This window comes from Streptomyces sp., assembly GCF_035645055.1.
GTDB lineage: Bacteria > Actinomycetota > Actinomycetes > Streptomycetales > Streptomycetaceae > Streptomyces.
In genome coordinates this window covers 1-19,575 of sequence record NZ_DASQNH010000042.1, presented here as the reverse complement: position 1 = coordinate 19,575, position 19,575 = coordinate 1, and the positions used below count along the sequence as shown (strand labels likewise).

The following is a 19,575-nucleotide window of genomic DNA, read 5'->3' as shown; positions in this document are numbered from 1 at the left end:
AGAGCCCGGCGCTGCCTGCGTTCCGGCGAGAGCCCATCGCTGCCGCCGGCTCCGTGAGTTCTCGGGCTCCCGCCCCGTCGAGTCCCCCCGCGCTTCCTCAGTCGCAGCCGCAGCCGCTTCCCGTGGCGACCGGCAGAGGCTGCGGCACGCCGATCTTCGGCAGGCCCAGCATCACGCCGGCCGGCTTGGCTGCCTCGGCGGCGTTGCGCTTCTCCCAGGCGTCGCCCGCGCGCGTGCGGCGCACAGCGAGGACGGCGCCCTCGGCGAGGAGGTGGTGCGGGGCGGCGTAGGTGACCTCGACGGTGACCACGTCGCCGGGGCGCACCTCCTGCTCCGGCTTGGTGAAGTGGACGAGGCGGTTGTCGGGGGCACGGCCGGACAGGCGGTGGGTCGCGCCGTCCTTGCGGCCCTCGCCCTCGGCGACCATCAGCTCCAGGGTGCGGCCGACCTGCTTCTTGTTCTCCTCCCAGGAGATCTCCTCCTGGAGAGCGACCAGCCGCTCGTAGCGCGCCTGGACGACCTCCTTGGGGATCTGGTTCTCCATCTCGGCGGCCGGGGTGCCCGGGCGCTTGGAGTACTGGAAGGTGAACGCCTGGGCGAAGCGGGCCTCGCGCACCACGTGCAGGGTCTGCTCGAAGTCCTCCTCGGTCTCCCCGGGGAAGCCCACGATGATGTCGGTGGTGATGGCCGCGTGCGGGATGGCCGCGCGGACCTTCTCGATGATGCCGAGGTAGCGCTCCTGGCGGTAGGAGCGGCGCATCGCCTTCAGGACGGTGTCCGAGCCGGACTGGAGCGGCATGTGGAGCTGGGGCATGACGTTCGGCGTCTCGGCCATGGCGGCGATGACGTCGTCGGTGAAGTCGCGCGGGTGCGGGGAGGTGAAGCGCACCCGCTCCAGGCCCTCGATCGTGCCGCAGGCCCGCAGCAGCTTGCTGAACGCCTCGCGGTCGCCGATGTCGGAGCCGTAGGCGTTGACGTTCTGGCCGAGCAGCGTGATCTCGGAGACGCCCTCGGCGACCAGGGCCTCGACCTCGGCGAGGATGTCGCCGGGGCGGCGGTCCTTCTCCTTGCCGCGCAGCGCCGGGACGATGCAGAAGGTGCAGGTGTTGTTGCAGCCGACGGAGATCGACACCCAGGCGGCGTACGCGCTCTCCCGCCGGGTCGGCAGCGTGGAGGGGAACGCCTCCAGCGACTCGGCGATCTCGACCTGTGCCTCCTCCTGCACGCGCGCGCGTTCCAGCAGGACCGGCAGCTTGCCGATGTTGTGCGTGCCGAAGACGACGTCCACCCAGGGCGCCTTCTTCACGATGGTGTCGCGGTCCTTCTGGGCGAGACAGCCGCCGACCGCGATCTGCATCCCGGGCCGCTTGGCCTTCTTCGGGGCGAGGTGGCCGAGGTTGCCGTACAGCCGGTTGTCGGCGTTCTCCCGGACGGCGCAGGTGTTGAAGACGACGACATCCGCGTCGCCGTCGGAGCCCTCGGGCGCGCGCACATAGCCCGCGTCCTCCAGCAGACCGGCCAGCCGCTCGGAATCATGGACGTTCATCTGGCACCCGTAGGTGCGTACCTCGTATGTGCGGACGCCCATGGTCCGGCTCTGGTCGATGCTGCTCATGGGACAAGGGTAGGCGGTCTGCGGAAGTGGCTCGGGCCGCCTGTGGACAACCGGACGGCGCGATCTCGGTCACCCGATCGGCTCACGGTTCGATCAGGCCGGCGCGTATCGCGTACCGGGTCAGTTCCAGGCGGTCACGCAGACCGAGCTTGTGCAGCAGGTTGGCGCGGTGCCGTTCGACCGTCTTGGCGCTGATGAACAGCAGCTCGGCGATCTCCTTCGACGTGTGGCCCTCGGCGACCAGCTTCAGGATCTCCTCCTCGCGCTCGGTGACGGCCCGTTCCGGCAGGCGGCCGTCGCCGCGGTGGAGCCGGTCCAGGTAGGCCCGGACCAGGGCCCGCTCGGCGCCCGGGTAGACGAACGGCTCGTCGCGCATGGCCGCGCGGCACGCCTCGACCAGGTCGCGGTCGGCCACGGACTTGAGAACGTAGCCGCAGGCACCGGCCTTCAGCGCCTCGAAGAAGTACTGCTCGTTGTCGTACATCGTGAGGATGAGGATGCGCAGCCCGGGCAGCCGCCGGGACAGCTCACGGGCCGCCTGCAGACCCGTCATGCGCGGCATGGCGACGTCCAGGACCGCCAGGTCGACATCGCCCGCACGCGCGCGTGCGACCGCCTCGGCGCCGTCGCCGGCCTCGGCGACGACGGTCAGGTCCGGCTCGCCGTCCAGGATCAGGCGCACCCCTCGGCGGACGAGCGTGTGATCGTCGGCGAGCAGGACGCGGACGGGGGCCGTCACCGGGACCCCCGCCGTGCGCACGGGATCCGCATCCGTATGTCCGTGCCTCCGCCGGGGCCCGGCCCGAGGCCCAGCTCCGCCCCGATGAGCAGCGCCCGCTCCCGGATGCCGGCGATGCCCGCGCCCTCCCGCGCCCGCGCGCCCAGGCCCTTGCCGTTGTCGCGGACGAGCAGTTCGACACCGCCGGGGACGGGGCCGAGGCGGAGTTCCGCGCGACCGGCGCCGGAGTGTCGCGCGGTGTTGGTGAGCCCTTCCTGCGCCACCCGGTAGATCACGAGTTCGGTCTCCGCGGTGAGCGGGGGCAGTTCGCCGCGCACCTCGTGCCGCACGGTCAGCCCGTGGGCGGTGAACTCGCCGGCGAGCGAGCGCAGGGCACTGGCGAGGCCCAGCTCCTCCAGCACGCCCGGGCGCAGCCGACGCGCTATCCGGCGGATCTCGTCCAGCCCCGCGCGGGTGGCCTCCTGGGTCTGGCCAAGCTCCTGGCGCAGTCCCTCGGGTGCCTGGTCGGCGACCTGCTTGAGCTGGAGCAGCACGGCGGTGAGGGTCTGGCCGACCTCGTCGTGCAGTTCCCGCGCGACGCGATGCCGTTCGCGCTCCTGCGCGAGGAGTGCCCGGCCCGCGCTGGCCGCGCGTTCGGTCTCCAGGCGGTCGAGCATGGTGTTGTACGTCGTGATCAGCTCGGCGGTCTCCGGGGGACCGGCGACGACCGCGCGGGTCCCCGGCCGCAGCAGGTCCACGGCCGCCATGGCCCGCCCCAGCCGCTGCAAGGGAGCGAGCCCGATGCGCAGCACGGCCGCGTTGGCGGTGAGCAGCGCCGCGAGTCCGGCCAGCACGACCAGCGCCTCGCCGGGCAGCACGGGGGTCGACACGGTGACCGGGCCCAGCAGCAGCGCGGCTGCCGCGACCAGGCCCACGGAGTTGAGCGAGAAGATCCGCCAGAACAGCGACACGCTTCCGACTCCGCTCCCTCCGGCGTCTCCGGCCCCTACGGCTGCTCCGGCCTCTCCGGCTCCCACGGCTGCTCCGGCCTGTCGCACCTCTCCGGCTGCTCCGGCCTCCCCGGTCCGCAGGCACGACCGCGCCCCCTCCCGCTTCGCCGCCGCCCGCCGCCCGCGTATATCCGTGACAACACCCATGCCGTCACCGTACGGGCGGCTGACAACATGGCGACGGCCGGAGTCTCCCGCACCGATCGGGGGTCCCGGCCCATGGGGAAGAGCAAGGCGAACAAAGGGAAGAAACGTGTCCGCACCACGCCTGAAGGCGACGCCGCTGCCGGGTATCGGGGTCCAGTACGACCTCGTCACGCGCGAACAGCGCCACCTGTCCGTCGTGGCCCACCGCGACGGCACCCGCACGGTCGGGGTGTACCGCGCGGACGACCCCGACTCGTGCGCCCAGTCCCTGCGGCTGACCGGCGCCGAGGCGGGCGCGCTGATCGACGCCCTGATGCCGTCGCACCACAGCACGAGCCTGCTGTACACCACCGACCTGGGTCTGGTGGCCGAGCGGATCGAGGTGGGCGCGACCTCGCACTGGAACGGGCGGCTGCTCGGCGACACCCGGATGCGGACCGAGACCGGCGCCTCCGTCGTGGCGGTGCTGCGGCGGGCCGAGGCGATCCCGTCCCCCGCGCCCGACTTCCGGCTCGCGGGCGGGGACATCCTGATCGTCATCGGCACCCGGGAGGGCGTCGACGCCGCTGCCGCGACACTCGGGCGGGAGTGAACGGGTGCACTCCGCGGTCCTCCTGATCGAGTTCGGTTCCATCATCCTCGGCCTGGGCCTGCTGGGCCGGATCGCCGGGCGGTTCGGCATCTCCGCCATCCCGCTGTATCTGCTGGCCGGTCTGGCCTTCGGCACGGGCGGTCTGCTGCCGCTCGGCGCGAGCGAGGAGTTCATCGCCACGGGCGCCGAGATCGGTGTCATCCTGCTGCTGCTGATGCTCGGCCTGGAGTACACGGCGAGCGATCTCGTCTCCAATCTCAAGGCGCACTACCCGGCCGGGCTGGTCGACTGCGCGCTCAACGCCCTGCCGGGCGCGGCCGCCGCGCTGCTGCTCGGCTGGGGTCCCGTCGCCGCCGTCGTCCTGGCCGGCGTCACCTGGATCTCCTCCTCCGGGGTCATCGCCAAGGTGCTCGGCGAACTGGGCCGGATCGGCAACCGGGAGACCCCGGTGATCCTGAGCGTGCTGGTCCTGGAGGACCTGGCGATGGCCGTGTACCTGCCGATCGTCACCGCGCTGGTCGCCGGGGTGAGTCTGGCGGCGGGGAGCGTCACGCTGGCGATCGCGCTGGGCGTCGCGGGACTGGTGCTCTTCGCGGCCGTGCGCTACGGCCGGGTCATCTCCCGGTTCGTCTCCAGCGACGACCCGGAGAAGCTGCTGCTCGTCGTGCTCGGCCTGACGATCCTGGTCGCCGGTGTCGCGCAGCAGCTCCAGGTGTCCGCGGCGGTGGGCGCCTTCCTGGTGGGCATCGCACTGTCCGGGGAGGTCGCGGAGGGTGCGCACACCCTGCTCAGCCCGCTCAGGGACCTGTTCGCCGCGGTGTTCTTCGTCTTCTTCGGCCTGCACACGGACCCGGCGAGCATCCCTCCGGTGCTGCTGCCCGCCCTCGTCCTCGCCGTCGTCACCGCCGTGACGAAGATCGCCACCGGCTACTGGGCGGCACGCCGGGCCGGAATCTCCGTCAAGGGCCGCTGGCGGACGGGCGGGGCGCTGGTGGCCCGCGGCGAGTTCTCCATCGTCATCGCCGGCCTGGCGGTCACCGCGGGCATCGAACCGGCCCTGGGCCCGCTGGCCACCGCCTACGTCCTGCTCCTGGTCGTCCTCGGCCCGCTCACCGCGCGGTACACCGAGCCGCTGGCGATGTGGTGGACCCGCCGGTCCGCCGCCCGCGCGCAGGCCGCGCATCCCGTACGCCCCGGGGAGGAGCAGCGGGCGCAGACGCCGGTGGGCGACTGAGGAGAAGCCGCTCGAGTCCTCCTGGGCGGAAACCTCAGGAGGACTCCGCCCGCCACCCCTGGCGCCGGAGCACCGCCGACACGTCCGGCGCCTCGTAGTGCTCGCCCTTGAGGACCTTGCCGTCGGCTCTGCGGGAGACCGTGCCGTCGGGGCCCAGCTTGGTCATGTTGGAGCGGTGGATCTCGGCGATCACCTGGTCCAGGTCGATGCCGTGGACGAGGGCGGTGCCGTACGCCACGTAGACCACATCGGCCAGCTCGTGCGCGAGCCGGTCCAGCGGGCCGTCGACCGAGACCTCGGCGACCTCCGCGGCCTCCTCCGCCAGCAGCTCGCCTCTGTGCGCGGCCAGCTCCGTCGGGACCTCGGTCGGCGCGCTGCGGGCGTCGAGACCGAAGGCGAGGTGGAATTCGCGGACCAGGTCGGCGGGCGATGAACTCATACGCCGACTGTATCGGCCGCCTCTGACAGTCCCCGCTGTGATTCCGGCCCTGGTCAGGTGGGCCCACGGGCTGGCAGGATCTCGCGCATGTCCAAGCTGCTCCCCCGCATCGGCCGACGCCGGGCCCTGCAGAGCGCGGCCGCCGGTGTCGTGGCTCTCGGGCTGCTGCTGTGGTGGCTGCTGCCCTTGGAGGAGGAGCCTCCGGGCGGGACGATCACGTTCAGCACCGGCACGCGCGCGGGGGTCTACTACGAGTACGGGGACCGGCTGCGCAAGGAGCTGGCCAAGGACATGCCGGACCTCGAGGTGGAACTGCTCACCAGCGCGGGCTCACAGGAGAACGTCGCGCGCGTGGCCACCGGGAAGGCGGACTTCACCATCGCCGCCGCCGACGCGGTCGAGACGTACAAGCTCGGCGGTGAGGGCGCCGACCGGCTGCGCGGGGTCGCTCGTCTGTACGACGACTATGTGCAGCTCGTGGTCCCGCCGAACTCGGAGATCCGGTCCGTCGCCGACCTGCGGGGCAAGCGGGTGGCCATAGGACTGCCCGATTCCGGGGTGCGGCTGATCGCCACCCGGGTGCTCAGGGCGGCCGGCCTCGACCCGGAGCACGACATCACGCCGTACTCGGACGGCATCGACACCGGGCCGAAGCAGCTGGGGAAGAAGCTGGACGCCTTCTTCTGGTCGGGTGGGCTGCCGACGGACGGTCTACGAAAGCTCACCGAGACCGATTCGTTCCGGTTCATCCCGATCAGTACCGGTCTGGTCGCCACACTGCACAAGGAGCGCGCCGCCACGCGCTACTACCGCGCCACCAGCATGCCCGAGTCGGCCTACCCGACGATCCAGAAGGGCGAGCCCGTCCCGACGATCGCGGTCTCCAACCTGCTGATCACCCGCAAGGACATGGATCCCGAGCTGACCGAGTGGCTGACCCGGACCGTCATCAGGAGCCGCGACCGCATCGGCGCCCACGTCCACTCCGCCCAGCTGGTCGACCTTCGCACCGCGATCTACACCGACCCGCTGACCCTGCACGAGGGCGCCCGGCGCTACTACCGCTCGGTGAAGCCGTGACGCCGCCACGGCCTTTGGGGCTGCTCACGCCGCAGGCCCGCTCCGCGGCACCCTGAGCGTCACCTTCAGGCCGTGCGGCTCGTGATGGTCGTACGTGATGGAGCCGCCCGCCGAGGCGAGCAGCGCCCGGGTGATGGACAGGCCGAGGCCGGAGCCCTTGACGTTCTGGTGACGGCCGCTGCGCCAGAAACGGTCACCCACACGGGTCAGTTCCTCATCGGTGAGACCCGGCCCGTGGTCCGCGACCACGACGGTCGAGGTGTCGCCGTTGGACGCCACGCTCACCTCCACGCGCTCGCCGGCAGGGGTGAACTTCAGCGCGTTGTCGATCACCGCGTCCAGCGCGCTGGACAGGGTGACCGCGTCCGCCCAGGCCGTGGTGGGCGGGCAGTCGGCCTCCAGCCGTACGCCGTTGGCCTCGGCGGTGGCCGCCCAGGCCGCGACCCTCTCGGCGGTGAGCGCGCCGATGTCGGTGAGTTCCAGGTCGGCCTCGGCGTGCTCGGCGAGCGCCAGGCCGAGCAGATCGTCGAGCACCTGGGCGAGGCGTCTGCCCTCGGCCTGCACGGAGGCGATCTCCGCGTTGCCCTCGGGCAGCTCCAGGGCCAGCAGCTCGATCCGCAGCAGCAGCGCGGCGAGCGGGTTGCGCAGCTGGTGGGAGGCGTCGGCGACGAAGGCGCGCTGCTGTTCCAGGACGTCCTCGACGTTGTCCGCCATCTCGTTGAAGGACCGGGCCAGCCGGCGCAGCTCCGGCGGCCCGCTCGCCACCGCCACCCGGGACTTCAGCCGTCCGGTGGCGATGTCGTGCGTGGTGGCGTCCAGCACGCGTACGGGCTTGAGCACCCAGCCGGTCAGCCGCAGCGCGGCGCCCACGGCCAGCAGCATCGCGGCGGTCTCCCCCGCGGCGATGACCAGCCAGCCGCGCAGGATCCGGGAGCGCATCTGGCCGGTGGGCGAGTCGGTGACGACCACCGCCACGACATCGCCGTCCCGGATCACCGGCGAGGCGACGACCAGGCGGTGCCGCTCCCAGGGCCACACCTGCTTCGGGTCGTGGCTGCGGCGGCTGAGGAACGCCTCGTCGAACGCCGCCCGCACCTCACCCGATCGGGGGAGCAGCCAGTCGTCCGGCGCATGAGCCATCGGGGTGCTGTTGCGGTAGAAGACGCCGGCACGAATGCCGTAGACCTTGTAGTAACTGATCAGCTCGCGCTTCAGCGTGTCGCGACGCTCGTCCTTGACCGTGGGCGTGGCGGTGACGAACTGCGCGAGGGCCGCGAACCGCGCGGTGTCGTCGATCCGGTCGACGACCACCTTCTGCTGCTGGGCCGCGGCGAGGCTGACGGCGAGCGGGAGGCCCAGCGCCAGCAGCACGGCCGCCATCAGGACGATGAGCAGGGGCAGAAGACGTGTGCGCACCCTGCCCCGCTACGTGCCCGGGGCGACGAGCCGGTAACCGACGCCGCGCACGGTCTCGATGAGCGCCGGCATGCGCAGCTTGGCCCGCAGGGACGCGACATGCACCTCCAGGGTGCGCCCGGTCCCTTCCCAGCTGGTGCGCCAGACCTCGCTGATGATCTGCTCCCGCCGGAAGACCACGCCCGGGCGTTGCGCCAGGAGGGCGAGGAGATCGAACTCCTTGCGGGTCAGCTGGACGACCGAACCGTCGACGCTGACCTGGCGCGTGGGCAGGTCGATCCGGACGGGCCCCAGGTGGAGGGCGGTCTCGACGGGGCCGGTGGCGTCCTCGTGGACCGAGCGCCGGCTGACCGCGTGGATCCGGGCGAGCAGTTCCCCGGTGTCGTACGGCTTGACCACGTAGTCGTCGGCCCCGAGGTTGAGGCCGTGGATGCGGGAGCGCACGTCGGACCGCGCGGTGACCATGATCACCGGGGTGCCGGTGCGCTTGCGGATCTTGCTGCACACCTCGTACCCGTCCTGGTCGGGCAGCCCGAGGTCGAGCAGGACGACACCGAAGCCGGCGCCCTCGGGCACGAGGGCCTGCAGGGCCTCCTCGCCGCTGCGCGCGTGGGTGACGTCGAAGCCGTGCCGCGCCAGGACCGCGGACAGAGCGGTGGCGACATGGTTGTCGTCCTCGACGAGGAGCAGTCTCATCCCGGCCCCCTTCGGTTCATCGGCTGGTTGGATGCGCTGGCTGTAATCGCGTGCACGCGCGCGTGCACCATGGCAGTCACGCTGATGGATGACGACGGCGTCAAGAGGGTTCCGGTTGCCGGGCTCCCGAAGTTATCCGGCCGAGACGCTCCCAGGTCACAAGTGCTACGACAGGTGTCCGATTGCTATCGGATCGTGATGCTCAGATTCCCCTCAGATGTAATGACGCAGGTCGCGTAGGGTTATTAGTGTCCTCCGAAACCCGAGGAGGACGGAGCCAGCAAGCGATGACCGAAGTATCGGTGGCCAAGGAAGACGTGGCCGCGCCCGGCGAACTGGTCGTCCTGAAGAGCGTCAACAAGCACTTCGGCGCGTTGCACGTACTCCAGGACATCGATCTGACGATCGCCCGCGGCGAAGTCGTCGTGGTCATCGGGCCCTCCGGGTCCGGGAAGTCCACCCTGTGCCGCACCATCAACCGGCTGGAGACGATCGATTCCGGCACGATCACGATCGACGGAAAGCCGCTGCCCCAGGAGGGCAAGGAGCTGGCCCGGCTGCGGGCCGACGTCGGGATGGTGTTCCAGTCCTTCAATCTCTTCGCGCACAAGACCGTGCTCGAGAACGTGATGCTCGGCCAGATGAAGGTCCGCAAGGCGGACAGGAAGAAGGCCGAGGAGAAGGCGCGCGCCCTGCTGGACCGGGTCGGCGTGGCATCCCAGGCGGACAAGTACCCCGCGCAGCTCTCCGGCGGCCAGCAGCAGCGTGTCGCCATCGCGCGGGCCCTCGCCATGGACCCCAAGGTCATGCTCTTCGACGAGCCGACGTCGGCGCTCGACCCGGAGATGATCAACGAGGTCCTCGAGGTCATGCAGCAGCTCGCCCGTGAGGGCATGACCATGATCGTGGTGACCCACGAGATGGGCTTCGCACGATCGGCCGCAAACCGCGTGGTCTTCATGGCGGACGGCCGCATCGTCGAGGAGGCTGCGCCCGACCAGTTCTTCAGCAACCCGCGCAGCGACCGTGCCAAGGACTTCCTGTCGAAGATCCTGCACCACTGACCCGGCCTCGCCGCCCGCGCGGCGAGCAGCGTCACCCCCGCACCGGACGGCCCGCACCACCGGTACCACCGCACCGGACGGCCGCGTCACCCCGCACCGGACGGCCCGCGTCCCCTTCACCACGCAAAGGATGTCACCATGAAGCTCCGCAAGGTCACCGCAGCGGCCGCGGCCGCGCTCGTCCTGTCGATCACCGCGACCGCCTGCGGCGGCGACGGGGACAAGGACAGCGGCTCGGGTTCCGGTGGCGGCGACAAGATCAAGATCGGCATCAAGTACGACCAGCCCGGTCTCGGTCTGAAGGAGCCCGGCGGTTCCTTCTCCGGCTTCGACGTCGACGTGGCGACGTACGTGGCCAAGGAGCTCGGCTACGAGCCCGACCAGATCGAGTGGGTCGAGACCAAGAGCGCCGACCGTGAGAACGCGCTGGCCCGCGGTGACGTGAAGTTCATCGCCGCGACCTACTCCATCACCGACGAGCGCAAGGAGAAGGTCGACTTCGCGGGTCCGTACCTGCTGGCCCACCAGGACCTGCTGGTGAAGAAGGGCTCGGACATCACCGAGGCCACCGACCTCAACGACAAGAAGCTCTGCTCGGTCGCCGGCTCGACGTCGGCGCAGAACGTCAAGGACGACTTCGCCCCGGACGCTCAGCTCAAGGAGGTCGGCACCTACTCGGAGTGCCTCGCCGCCGTGCAGAGCGGCGCCATGGACGCGCTGACGACGGACGACTCGATCCTCGCCGGCTTCGCCGCGCAGAAGCAGTACCAGGGCCAGTTCAAGCTCGTCGGCCTGAAGCTCAGCAACGAGAACTACGGCATCGGCGTCAAGAAGGGCGACACCGAGACCGTGAACAAGATCAACGACGCGCTGGAGAAGATGGTCGCCGACAAGTCCTGGGACAAGGCGGTCAAGGAGAACTTCGGCCCGGCCAACTACAAGCACGAGTCGGCCCCCAAGATCGGCAACATCGTCAAGTAAGCCAGGCCAGTCCAGTAACGCGGGGTTTCTGAGGCGTGCCGCCGTCCGCTGCGATCAGGGCGGCGGCACGCCGCGTCCGCCACGTACGCCACACACCCGGAAGCGCGGGAGATCGTGTTCGACTTCATTTCTGACTATGACGATCCAACCTTGTTGGGTGCCTTCTGGGTGACGGTGCAGCTCACCGTGTTCTCGGCCGTCGGCTCCCTGGTCTGGGGCACCCTGCTGGCGGCGATGCGGGTCAGCCCGGTGCCGCTGATGCGGGGGTTCGGAACCGCCTATGTGAACATCGTCCGGAACATCCCGCTCACCGTCATCATCGTCTTCACCTCGCTCGGTCTCGCCGACATCTTCGGCATGACCATGGGCGCGCCCGACGACCTGAAGGTCCAGGGCTTCCGCCTCGCGGTGCTCGGCCTCGTCGCGTACACCGCGGCGTTCGTCTGCGAGGCGCTGCGCTCCGGCATCAACACGGTGCCGGTCGGGCAGGCGGAGGCGGCCCGTGCCCTCGGTCTGAGCTTCAGTCAGGTGCTGCGGCTGATCGTGCTGCCGCAGGCGTTCCGTTCGGTCATCGGCCCGCTCGCCAACGTGCTGATCGCGCTGACGAAGAACACGACGGTGGCGGCGACCATCGGTGTGGCGGAGGCCGCGCTGCTGATGAAGGAAATGATCGAGAACGAGGCTCAGACGGTGCTCATCGGCGCGGTCTTCGCCTTCGGTTTCGTGGTACTGACCCTGCCCACCGGCCTGTTCCTCGGCTGGCTGAGCAAGCGACTGGCGGTGAAGCGGTGACCTCGGTTCTCTACGACGCTCCCGGCCCCCGGGCCAAGCGGCGCAACATCATCTTCTCGGTCGTCTTCCTCGTCCTGCTGGCCTTCCTGCTGTGGTGGATCTACACGGTGATGGACGACAAGGGCCAGCTGGCGTGGGCCCTGTGGAAGCCGTTCACCCAGTCCGAGGCCTGGACGACGTATCTGCTGCCCGGTCTGGGCGACACCCTCAAGGCCGCGGCACTGGCCATGATCATCGCCCTCCCGCTGGGCGCCGTGCTCGGTATCTGCCGGATGTCCGACCACCGCTGGGTACGGATTCCGGCGGGCGCGGTGGTGGAGTTCTTCCGGGCCATCCCGGTCCTGCTGCTGATGCTGTTCGCCAACGAGTTCTACGCCCGCTCCACGGACGTCACCAGTGACGACCGGCCCCTGTACGCGGTCGTCACCGGTCTGGTGCTCTACAACGCCTCGGTCCTCGCCGAGATCGTCCGCGCGGGCATCCTCTCGCTGCCCAAGGGGCAGACCGAGGCGGCCCAGGCGATCGGTCTGCGCAAGACCCAGACGATGACCAGCATCCTGCTGCCGCAGGCGGTCACGGCGATGCTCCCGGCGATCGTCACCCAGCTGGTCGTCATCGTGAAGGACACCGCGCTGGGCGGCGTGATGATCGGCTTCACCGAGCTGCTGAACGCGCGCGGCACGCTCGCGGCCAACTACGCGAACGTCGTCCCGAGCTTCATCGTCGTGGCGATCATCTACATCGTCCTCAACTTCATCCTCACCAGCTTCGCGAGCTGGCTGGAGCAGAGGCTGCGGCGGAGCAAGCGGTCGACGGGTGCGGTGCTGGGCGCCGAGGACGTCGATGACCTCAATGCCGCCGAGGTCGGTGGCCCGCCCGGGAAGGGCATCGGCAAGACGGTCTGATGGTCGGTCAATAACCGCGCGTGACACGAGGGGCAGTGGCATGATCGCCACTGCCCCTCGTCACTTGACGCAAGCACCCGCAATAGGTTGCATACGTTCTGTGATCGTGCACCCTGCTCCACCTTCCTGTTCACATACGTCCCTCAGGACACCGCCACGGGCAGGGGGCGCCGCGCCGTGGACCCGGTGATCATCGTCGGAGCGGGGCCCGTCGGGCTCACGCTCGCCCTGGCGCTGGCGCGTCAGGAGGTGCCGTCCGTCGTCCTCGACGAGGGGCCGGGCAAGGACGAGCCACGGCTCGCGCGCACCGTCGTGCTGCGCGAGGACACCGCCGCGCTGATCGAGCGGCTGACCGGTGTGCCGCTCGCCGAGGCCGGCGCCCGCTGGGCCGGATGGCGGTCGATGCGGCGCAAGCAGGTGATGCGGGAGATCACTTTCGGCGAGGACCCGGAGGACGCGGAGGGCCCGGGGGACCCGCAGGCGCCCGCGCCCCTCACGCCCCCGCTGCACGTCGCCCAGCATGTGCTCACCGGCGCGCTGCGCGCCGCGCTCGCCCGGGAACGGCTGGTCAAGATCGCCGTGGACAGCCGGCTGGACACCGTCGAGCAGGAGACCTCGGGCGTCACCGCGCACACCCGCGGCCCCGAGGGCACCTGGTGGCGCGGCAGTCACCTGGTCGGTTGCGACGGCCCGCGCTCCACGGTGCGCAAACTCCTGGACATCCGCTTCCCGGGCCGTACGGCGGTGGAACGTCACGCCGTCGCCGCGCTGCGGACGGAACTCCCGTGGCCGGATCAGGCGTTGCTCCACCGGATGCCGCCGTGGCGGTCGTCGGGCCCCTCGGCCGGGGAGGTGACCGGGCGCCCGCTCCCGGACGACGTCTGGCGGCTGGACTGGCTGCTGCCGCCCGGCAAGGACCTGGTCACGCCCGAGCTGCTGCTGGCCCGCGTCCGGGAGACCCTGACCGGCTGGACGGGAGAAACGTCACCTTCGTACGAACTGCTGGACACCGGAGTCCATATCGTCCACCACCGTCTGGCCCGCCGCTGGCGGGTGGGCCGGGTCTTCCTCGCGGGGGACGCGGCGCACCTGCTCGGTGCGCTCGGCACCCAGGGGCTGGACGAGGGGCTGCGGGACGCCGACAACCTCGCCTGGAAGCTGGCGCTGGCCTGGCACCACGGGCCGCACGAGGCGCTGCTGGACAGCTATCAGGCGGAGCGGCGCGCGGTCGTCGCCGCCCGGTTGCGCGCCGCCGACCAGGCGCTGCCGCTGCTGCGCGGCGGCAAGGGCCTGCGCTCGTACGTCCCCGGTGCCGCCCGCGGCCATGACGCGCTGCTCACCGACGGGCACCTGGGCAGCGGGCCGCTCGGTGCTCCGGCCGGTTACGCCGACTCCCCGCTCGCGCCCCGGCACATCGAGGCCGAGGTCCCCGTCGGCACTCCACCGGGTGCGCCGGTCACCGATGTCGTGGTCACCGCGGAGGACGGCTCGTTCGTCCGGCTGCGGGACCGGCTGGGCCGAGGCGCGCTGCTCGTCGTGCTGATCGCGCCGGGCACGGGCGTGTGGGAGCGCAAGCACTGGGTGACGGCCGGGATCATGCCCCGGCTCGTGGCGGCGGTGACCGCCCTGCCGCACCCGGCCGAGCTGCTCGTCGCGGAGAGCTACCCGGGTGCCGCCGCGCACACCGTGCTGCTCGTGCGGCCCGACGGTCATCTGGTCACGGCGCTGAACGGAGTGCGCCCCGCCGACCTCTACGCGGCGGCCGAGGCCACGCTCGGCGGTCCGGCGCAGGCGAAGGAGGAAGCGGAGGCCGGGGTGGGCTCACGCTGAGTGCGCCCGGTCCGGCTGCCGCCGTGTGTCCGCATGGTGACAGCGAGTTGACCTGCTCAGACCGGCATGGTGTACTCCCGATCGTGACCGACACCTGCGTGCGCCTGTGGCGGAGGGTCCATGTGGACCTCGTCCGTTATGCGGGCTGCGTGTGTCGACCGTCCTGCTGAACTCGCCTTCCTTTCCCCGCCGCGCGCCGCCGAGGCGTTGCCGCGCGCGCTCACGCGAACTCACCAGGACGGTCCACGTGTCTGCCCTTTTCTCCTCCCGTTCCTTCTCCGCCCCCGTCCGGGGGCGCGTTCCCGCTCCGAGCCAGGCCGATCTGCTGGACTTCGCCCGGCGTACGGCCGCCGACACGGCACTGATCGACTCGCTGCCGCTCGACCCGGAGGGCCGTACCTGGGTACGGCTCCAGGGTCCCGGCGGGAGTGAGGCATGGCTGATCGGCTGGCCGCCCGGCACGGGCACCGGCTGGCACGACCACGCCGACTCCGTGGGCGCCTTCCTCACCGCGCGCGGTGAGCTGAAGGAGAACGCGCTCGCGGCGCGGCTGCCCACCGACGGCTGGAAGACCCTCGAACTCTCCGAGGGTGTGGACCAGGAGCGCCGGCTGCCGGCCGGTCAGGGTCGCGCCTTCGGCCGCCACCACGTCCACGAGGTGCTGAACGAGTCCACCGAGGAGCATGCGATCTCCGTGCACGCCTACTATCCGCCGCTGCCGCGGATCCGCCGCTACAGCCGCGCCGGCCAGGTGCTGCGCCTGGAGCACGTCGAGCGCCCGGAGGACTGGCAGTGAGCGGCACGCGGGAGGAGCCGGTCGGCATCGACGCGCTGCTGGAGCGCGTACGGGCGCGCTACCGGCGGATCGAGCCGAGGGAGGCGTACGACGCCCAGCAGTCCGGTGAGGCGCTGCTGGTCGACATCCGGTACGCCGCCCTGCGGGAGCGGGACGGTCTGATCCCCGGTGCCCTCGTCGTGGAACGCAACGAGCTGGAGTGGCGCCTGGACCCCTGGGGCAGTCACCGGCTGCCCGAGGCCACCGGCCATGACCTGCGGGTCGTGGTGCTGTGCAACGAGGGATACGCGTCGAGCCTCGCCGCCGAGTCGCTGCACCGGCTGGGGCTGCACCGGGCCACGGACCTGGTGGGCGGGTTCCAGGCGTGGCGGGCGGCGGGACTGCCGGTCGTCGTCTAGGGCGGACTGCCGGGGGCCCAGGGGGTGTCAGGGACGGACGGACTCGGGAACGCCGACGGGACGGCGGGTCCCGTCGGCCCTGAACGCGATGGGCGCCCCCGCGCGTCCACCGTGTCCAGGTCCACCGTGTCCAGGTCCATCGTGTCCAGGTCCGTCGTGTCCGTGGGCCCCGTCCCGTCCGAACGCCGTGCCCAAGCCCCTGCCCGCGCCCGGGTCCGCGCCAGCACCGACGCGTCAGAACCCCTCGCCCTCCAGGAACTCCGTGTCCTCCCCCTCCTCCTCCAGCGCCTGCCGGACGATCCGCAGGGCCAGGCCCTCGGAGTAGCCCTTGCGGGCGAGCATCCCCGCGAGGCGGCGGAGGCGCTTGTCGCGGTCCAGGCCGCGGGTGGCGCGCAGCTTGCGGGCGACCAGCTCACGCGCGGTCGCCTCCTCCTGCTCCGCGTCGAGCTGGGCGACCGCCTCGTCGATCAGCGTGGAGTCGACGCCCTTGGTCCGCAACTCCCGCGCGAGCGCCCGTCTGGCCAGGCCGCGGCCGTGGTGCCGGGACTCCACCCAGGCGTCCGCGAAGGCGCTGTCGTCGATCAGGCCGACCTCCTCGAACCGTGACAGCACCTCCTCGGCGACGTCGTCCGGGATCTCCCGCTTGCGCAGCGCGTCCGCGAGTTGCTTGCGGGTGCGCGGGGTCCCGGTGAGCAGGCGCAGGCAGATCGCCCGTGCCCGCTCAGCCGGGTCCCCTGAGGACTCCTCCTTCTCGGCCCTCGACGAGGAAGAGGAGCCCTCGTCCTCGGCGGACGGATCTCGGAAGCCGCGCCGCCGGCGCCCTCCTCGTGAGCCGCCCGCGCCGCGCCGGACGCCCGCGTTCGCCCCCGCACCGGGGTACGGGCCGCCGTCCGGCCGGCCGTCGCTGTGTCCGGCAGCGTGCCCTTCTCCGTCGCTCCCCGGCTCCGGTTCCCGCGGGATGCCGGGGTACGCGTACTCGGCCCAGTCGGTTCGCCGTGTCACGGGCTCAGCTCTTGGCGGCCGCGGCCTTGGTCTTGGCCGTCTTGGCCGCCGCCGGGGCGGGCACCGACTTCGCGGCGTCGTCCGTGGCGGTGGCGACCGCGGCGTCCGCACCCGGCTCGGCCGCCGGCTCCTCGGGACGCACGCCGACGCCCAGCTTCTCCTTGATCTTCTTCTCGATCTCGTTGGCCAGGTCGGGGTTGTCCCTGAGGAAGTTGCGCGCGTTCTCCTTGCCCTGGCCGAGCTGGTCGCCCTCGTACGTGTACCAGGCGCCGGCCTTGCGGACGAAGCCGTGCTCCACGCCCATGTCGATCAGACCGCCCTCGCGGCTGATGCCCTGGCCGTAGAGGATGTCGAACTCGGCCTGCTTGAAGGGCGGCGCGACCTTGTTCTTGACGACCTTGCAGCGGGTGCGGTTGCCGACCGCCTCCGTGCCGTCCTTCAGGGTCTCGATGCGGCGGATGTCGATACGCACCGAGGCGTAGAACTTCAGCGCCCGGCCACCGGTCGTGGTCTCCGGGGAGCCGAACATCACGCCGATCTTCTCGCGGAGCTGGTTGATGAAGATCGCGGTGGTCTTGGACTGGCTGAGCGCACCGGTGATCTTCCGCAGCGCCTGACTCATCAGCCGGGCCTGCAGGCCCACGTGGGAGTCGCCCATCTCGCCCTCGATCTCCGCGCGCGGCACCAGCGCCGCCACCGAGTCGATCACGATCAGGTCCAGCGCGCCGGAGCGGATCAGCATGTCGGTGATCTCCAGCGCCTGCTCGCCGTTGTCCGGCTGGGACAGGATCAGGGAGTCCACGTCCACGCCCAGCTTCCGGGCGTACTCCGGGTCCAGCGCGTGCTCGGCGTCCACGAAGGCCACCGTGCCGCCCATCTTCTGGGCGTTGGCCACCGCGTGCAGGGTCAAGGTGGTCTTGCCCGAAGACTCCGGGCCGTAGACCTCCACCACCCGGCCGCGCGGGAAACCGCCCACGCCCAGGGCGACGTCCAGAGCGGTCGACCCGGTGGGGATGACCTCCACGGGCTCCGTCGGCCGCTCGCCCAGCCGCATCACGGCGCCCTTGCCGAACTGCCGTTCAATCTGTGCGAGCGCGGCGTCCAGCGCCTTCTCGCGGTCGGTTCCTGCCATGGGTGCCACCCGATTTGCTTGAGTCGATCGCTTCACGTCAAGAGACGCTAGCGCCTGCCACTGACAATCGGCCCGGACGCCGTTCCCGGACCGTCCGGCTCCTCTGTGAGGCCTCTATGAGAATGGCTGTTCGATTTCTGTGTCAAGTCGCCCCGGTTTCCTGTGGAAAACCACAAAACCGCAGGTCAGTACGGATGTGGGCACGGCACGGACGGCCGGTCCCCCGCCGCCCGGGATCACCTCAGGTCGGCGGGGACGTCCACGGCGGAGCAGACCGCACGCCAGACGTCCTTCGCGTTCCACCCCGCTTCCAGGGCCTCGTACACCGTCCGCCCGCCGAGTTCGGACATCACATGATCACGCGCGAAGGAGTCGGCGTACGCCTCACCGAAGTGGGCCGCCATCCGCTCCCAGAAGACCGTCAGCCGCATGCCCCCAGTATCGGCCGACCGCCCGGCGCGGCGGCGACGCGCCTACCCCAGGGCCCGTACCCCCGCGGTGACCAGGACGGCGGCGGCCACCACCACCAGGAAGGGCGCGCGCAGCAGCAGGGCGACCGCCGCCGCGGCGACGCCCGCCGCGCGGGCGTCGACCACCAGCGCGCCGCCGTCGCCGCCGAAGGTCTGCTGGGCGGTGAGGGCGGCCAGCAGCGCGACGGGCAGCAGGGCCGCCAGCCGCCGCACCAGCGGCCGCTCCAGCACCCCGGTCGGCACCGACAGCCCCAGCAGCTTGGCGAGGTAGCAGCCGGCGGCCGTCACCCCGACGGCGATCCACACGTCCACCGGGTTCACCCTGTCCCCTCCTTCCGTGCCTCCCCTTTCCGGCGCCGCCCGCGCACCAGCAGCACCACGGGGGCGGCGAGCGCCGCCACCAGCACCGGGACCCCGGCCGGGAGCACCGGCAGGAGCCCCAGCCCCAGCAGCACCGCGAGCCCGGCCGTGGCGCGCTCCGCCGTCGTCCGCAGCATGGGGGCGAGCAGCGCCAGGAAGACGGCCGGGCCGGCCGCGTCCAGTCCCCAGGCGTCGGTGTCGCCGAGCGCGGCGGCGCCCAGCGCGCCGAGCAGCGTGGTGAGGTTCCACAGCAGGTAGAGGGAGACACCGGTGACGGCGAAGCCGATCCGGGCCGCGCGCCTGTCGTGCTGGGCGAGGGCGACGACGGAGGTCTCGTCGATGACCCACTGGGCGGCCAGCGGCCGCACCGCCCGCGGCAGTCGCAGCAGCGTGGACAGCCGCAGCCCGTAGAAGGCGTTGCGGACGCCGAGGAAGAGGGCCCCGGCCGCGGCGGTGAACGGGCCGCCGCCCGCGGCGAGCGCGCTGACGAGCGCGAACTGCGAGGCCCCGGTGAACACCAGCAGGCTCAGCGCGCAGGTCTGCGCGAGGCTGAGCCCGGCCCCGGCGGAGGTCACCCCGAAGGCGAAGCCGGAGAGGCCGACGGCGACGCCGACCCCCAGCGCGTCCCGGACGACGGCACGGTCGGGCGTGCTGCCGTCCGTGTCGCCGTCCGGGCCGTCGGCGGTGTCCGTCGTGGTGGGCGCCGGTCCGCTCGCCACGGCCCGGGCGTTCCGAGTGGTTTGGCTCCGTTCTGACACGAGTGCGATGTTAGGCGCAGACCTTCCGACCGGTCTTGTGCGTTCTTGCACGTTCGCGGCGGCAGGCGCCGACGGCGCGCCGGCGATCCGGTCGAAGTCCCGTACCGGGTGCGACCGGTCGGTGACGCCGACGGCCACGG

The 19,575-nt window shown here is 71.5% G+C and carries 22 protein-coding genes; 11 read left to right on the top strand and 11 right to left on the bottom strand.

The genetic code is table 11. The annotated features are described in order from the left end of the window. Positions 1-97 precede the first annotated feature (97 nt). The 3 genes from miaB to VE614_RS13950 all read right to left on the bottom strand — a co-directional run bounded on the left by miaB (position 98) and on the right by VE614_RS13950 (position 3,304). Positions 98-1,615, bottom strand: coding sequence for a tRNA (N6-isopentenyl adenosine(37)-C2)-methylthiotransferase MiaB (gene miaB / locus VE614_RS13960; protein WP_324936340.1), 1,518 nt, complete (start codon positions 1,613-1,615; stop codon positions 98-100). Positions 1,616-1,697: 82 nt separating this feature from the next. Next, the gene (locus tag VE614_RS13955) at positions 1,698-2,375 is read right to left on the bottom strand and encodes a response regulator (RefSeq protein ID WP_414719571.1); all 678 of its coding nucleotides are present in this window, start codon (positions 2,373-2,375) and stop codon (positions 1,698-1,700) included. After that, positions 2,351-3,304, bottom strand: coding sequence for a HAMP domain-containing sensor histidine kinase (locus tag VE614_RS13950; protein WP_324936338.1), 954 nt, complete (start codon positions 3,302-3,304; stop codon positions 2,351-2,353). The genes VE614_RS13955 and VE614_RS13950 overlap by 25 nt, the downstream gene beginning before the upstream one ends. A gap of 292 nt (positions 3,305-3,596) precedes the next feature. On the opposite strand from VE614_RS13950, the gene VE614_RS13945 reads away from it, so the two are divergent. Both VE614_RS13945 and VE614_RS13940 read left to right on the top strand, forming a co-directional pair. Continuing rightward, the gene (locus VE614_RS13945; protein WP_324936336.1) at positions 3,597-4,082 is read left to right on the top strand and encodes a cation:proton antiporter regulatory subunit; all 486 of its coding nucleotides are present in this window, start codon (positions 3,597-3,599) and stop codon (positions 4,080-4,082) included. Positions 4,083-4,086: 4 nt separating this feature from the next. After that, positions 4,087-5,316 (top strand): cation:proton antiporter, encoded by a 1,230-nt coding sequence (locus tag VE614_RS13940; RefSeq protein ID WP_324936334.1) that lies wholly within the window; start codon positions 4,087-4,089, stop codon positions 5,314-5,316. 34 nt (positions 5,317-5,350) lie between these two features. Here the strand turns inward: VE614_RS13940 and VE614_RS13935 are convergent, their stop codons facing one another. Beyond that, complete coding sequence (locus VE614_RS13935; RefSeq protein WP_324936332.1) at positions 5,351-5,755, bottom strand: MazG nucleotide pyrophosphohydrolase domain-containing protein; 405 nt, start codon at positions 5,753-5,755, stop codon at positions 5,351-5,353. Positions 5,756-5,842: 87 nt separating this feature from the next. Between VE614_RS13935 and VE614_RS13930 the strand changes: the two genes are divergently transcribed. After that, positions 5,843-6,835, top strand: a complete 993-nt coding sequence (locus tag VE614_RS13930) for a TAXI family TRAP transporter solute-binding subunit (protein ID WP_324936330.1) — start codon at positions 5,843-5,845, stop codon at positions 6,833-6,835. 24 nt (positions 6,836-6,859) lie between these two features. Here the strand turns inward: VE614_RS13930 and VE614_RS13925 are convergent, their stop codons facing one another. Together VE614_RS13925 and VE614_RS13920 are read right to left on the bottom strand one after the other, a co-directional pair. Further along, the gene (locus VE614_RS13925; protein WP_324936328.1) at positions 6,860-8,251 is read right to left on the bottom strand and encodes a HAMP domain-containing sensor histidine kinase; all 1,392 of its coding nucleotides are present in this window, start codon (positions 8,249-8,251) and stop codon (positions 6,860-6,862) included. Positions 8,252-8,260: 9 nt separating this feature from the next. Continuing rightward, positions 8,261-8,947: a response regulator transcription factor gene (locus VE614_RS13920; protein WP_324936326.1), complete on the bottom strand. Its 687-nt coding sequence runs from the start codon at positions 8,945-8,947 to the stop codon at positions 8,261-8,263. 287 nt (positions 8,948-9,234) lie between these two features. On the opposite strand from VE614_RS13920, the gene VE614_RS13915 reads away from it, so the two are divergent. The 8 genes from VE614_RS13915 (at position 9,235) to VE614_RS13885 (ending at position 15,713) form a co-directional block, all read left to right on the top strand. Continuing rightward, positions 9,235-10,011 (top strand): amino acid ABC transporter ATP-binding protein, encoded by a 777-nt coding sequence (locus tag VE614_RS13915; protein ID WP_324936324.1) that lies wholly within the window; start codon positions 9,235-9,237, stop codon positions 10,009-10,011. Between the two features lie 138 nt (positions 10,012-10,149). Further along, the gene (locus tag VE614_RS13910; protein WP_324936322.1) at positions 10,150-10,992 is read left to right on the top strand and encodes a glutamate ABC transporter substrate-binding protein; all 843 of its coding nucleotides are present in this window, start codon (positions 10,150-10,152) and stop codon (positions 10,990-10,992) included. A 114-nt stretch (positions 10,993-11,106) separates the two neighbouring features. Continuing rightward, on the top strand, positions 11,107-11,784 hold the full coding sequence (locus VE614_RS13905) for an amino acid ABC transporter permease (protein ID WP_324936320.1): 678 nt from the start codon (positions 11,107-11,109) through the stop codon (positions 11,782-11,784). Beyond that, positions 11,781-12,689, top strand: coding sequence for an amino acid ABC transporter permease (locus VE614_RS13900; protein ID WP_324936318.1), 909 nt, complete (start codon positions 11,781-11,783; stop codon positions 12,687-12,689). The genes VE614_RS13905 and VE614_RS13900 overlap by 4 nt, the downstream gene beginning before the upstream one ends. Positions 12,690-12,866: 177 nt before the next feature. Beyond that, a complete protein-coding gene (locus tag VE614_RS13895; protein ID WP_324936316.1) occupies positions 12,867-14,519 on the top strand; it encodes an FAD-dependent monooxygenase in 1,653 nt (550 codons plus the stop codon). A 23-nt stretch (positions 14,520-14,542) separates the two neighbouring features. After that, positions 14,543-14,689 carry a putative leader peptide gene (locus VE614_RS33635; protein WP_349256432.1) on the top strand — a complete coding sequence of 49 codons (147 nt, stop codon included), beginning with the start codon at positions 14,543-14,545 and terminating at the stop codon, positions 14,687-14,689. A 77-nt stretch (positions 14,690-14,766) separates the two neighbouring features. Continuing rightward, positions 14,767-15,315 carry a cysteine dioxygenase gene (locus VE614_RS13890; RefSeq protein ID WP_324936314.1) on the top strand — a complete coding sequence of 183 codons (549 nt, stop codon included), beginning with the start codon at positions 14,767-14,769 and terminating at the stop codon, positions 15,313-15,315. Then, the gene (locus tag VE614_RS13885; protein ID WP_324936311.1) at positions 15,312-15,713 is read left to right on the top strand and encodes a rhodanese-like domain-containing protein; all 402 of its coding nucleotides are present in this window, start codon (positions 15,312-15,314) and stop codon (positions 15,711-15,713) included. Before VE614_RS13890 ends, VE614_RS13885 begins: the two co-directional genes overlap by 4 nt. A 234-nt stretch (positions 15,714-15,947) precedes the next feature. On the opposite strand, the gene recX is transcribed toward VE614_RS13885, so the two are convergent. From recX to VE614_RS13860, 5 genes are all read right to left on the bottom strand, one after another. Then, positions 15,948-16,715, bottom strand: coding sequence for a recombination regulator RecX (recX, locus tag VE614_RS13880; protein WP_324936309.1), 768 nt, complete (start codon positions 16,713-16,715; stop codon positions 15,948-15,950). 4 nt (positions 16,716-16,719) lie between these two features. Then, complete coding sequence (gene recA, locus VE614_RS13875) at positions 16,720-17,847, bottom strand: recombinase RecA (RefSeq protein WP_324936307.1); 1,128 nt, start codon at positions 17,845-17,847, stop codon at positions 16,720-16,722. 236 nt (positions 17,848-18,083) lie between these two features. Beyond that, positions 18,084-18,278: a DUF3046 domain-containing protein gene (locus tag VE614_RS13870; RefSeq protein WP_324926916.1), complete on the bottom strand. Its 195-nt coding sequence runs from the start codon at positions 18,276-18,278 to the stop codon at positions 18,084-18,086. Positions 18,279-18,320: 42 nt separating this feature from the next. Next, the gene (locus VE614_RS13865) at positions 18,321-18,629 is read right to left on the bottom strand and encodes an AzlD domain-containing protein (RefSeq protein WP_324926922.1); all 309 of its coding nucleotides are present in this window, start codon (positions 18,627-18,629) and stop codon (positions 18,321-18,323) included. 5 nt (positions 18,630-18,634) lie between these two features. Beyond that, positions 18,635-19,396, bottom strand: a complete 762-nt coding sequence (locus VE614_RS13860; RefSeq protein WP_414719570.1) for an AzlC family ABC transporter permease — start codon at positions 19,394-19,396, stop codon at positions 18,635-18,637. Positions 19,397-19,575 lie beyond the last annotated feature (179 nt).

Coding starts and splice junctions, on each gene's coding strand:
- VE614_RS13910 (WP_324936322.1), top strand. CDS start 10,150: ATGAAGCTCCGCAAGGTCACCGCAGCGGCCGCGGCCGCGCTCGTCCTG.
- VE614_RS13930 (WP_324936330.1), top strand. CDS start 5,843: ATGTCCAAGCTGCTCCCCCGCATCGGCCGACGCCGGGCCCTGCAGAGC.
- VE614_RS13870 (WP_324926916.1), bottom strand. CDS start 18,278: ATGCGGCTGACGGTCTTCTGGGAGCGGATGGCGGCCCACTTCGGTGAG.
- VE614_RS13920 (WP_324936326.1), bottom strand. CDS start 8,947: ATGAGACTGCTCCTCGTCGAGGACGACAACCATGTCGCCACCGCTCTG.
- VE614_RS13935 (WP_324936332.1), bottom strand. CDS start 5,755: ATGAGTTCATCGCCCGCCGACCTGGTCCGCGAATTCCACCTCGCCTTC.
- recA (WP_324936307.1), bottom strand. CDS start 17,847: ATGGCAGGAACCGACCGCGAGAAGGCGCTGGACGCCGCGCTCGCACAG.
- VE614_RS13915 (WP_324936324.1), top strand. CDS start 9,235: ATGACCGAAGTATCGGTGGCCAAGGAAGACGTGGCCGCGCCCGGCGAA.
- miaB (WP_324936340.1), bottom strand. CDS start 1,615: ATGAGCAGCATCGACCAGAGCCGGACCATGGGCGTCCGCACATACGAG.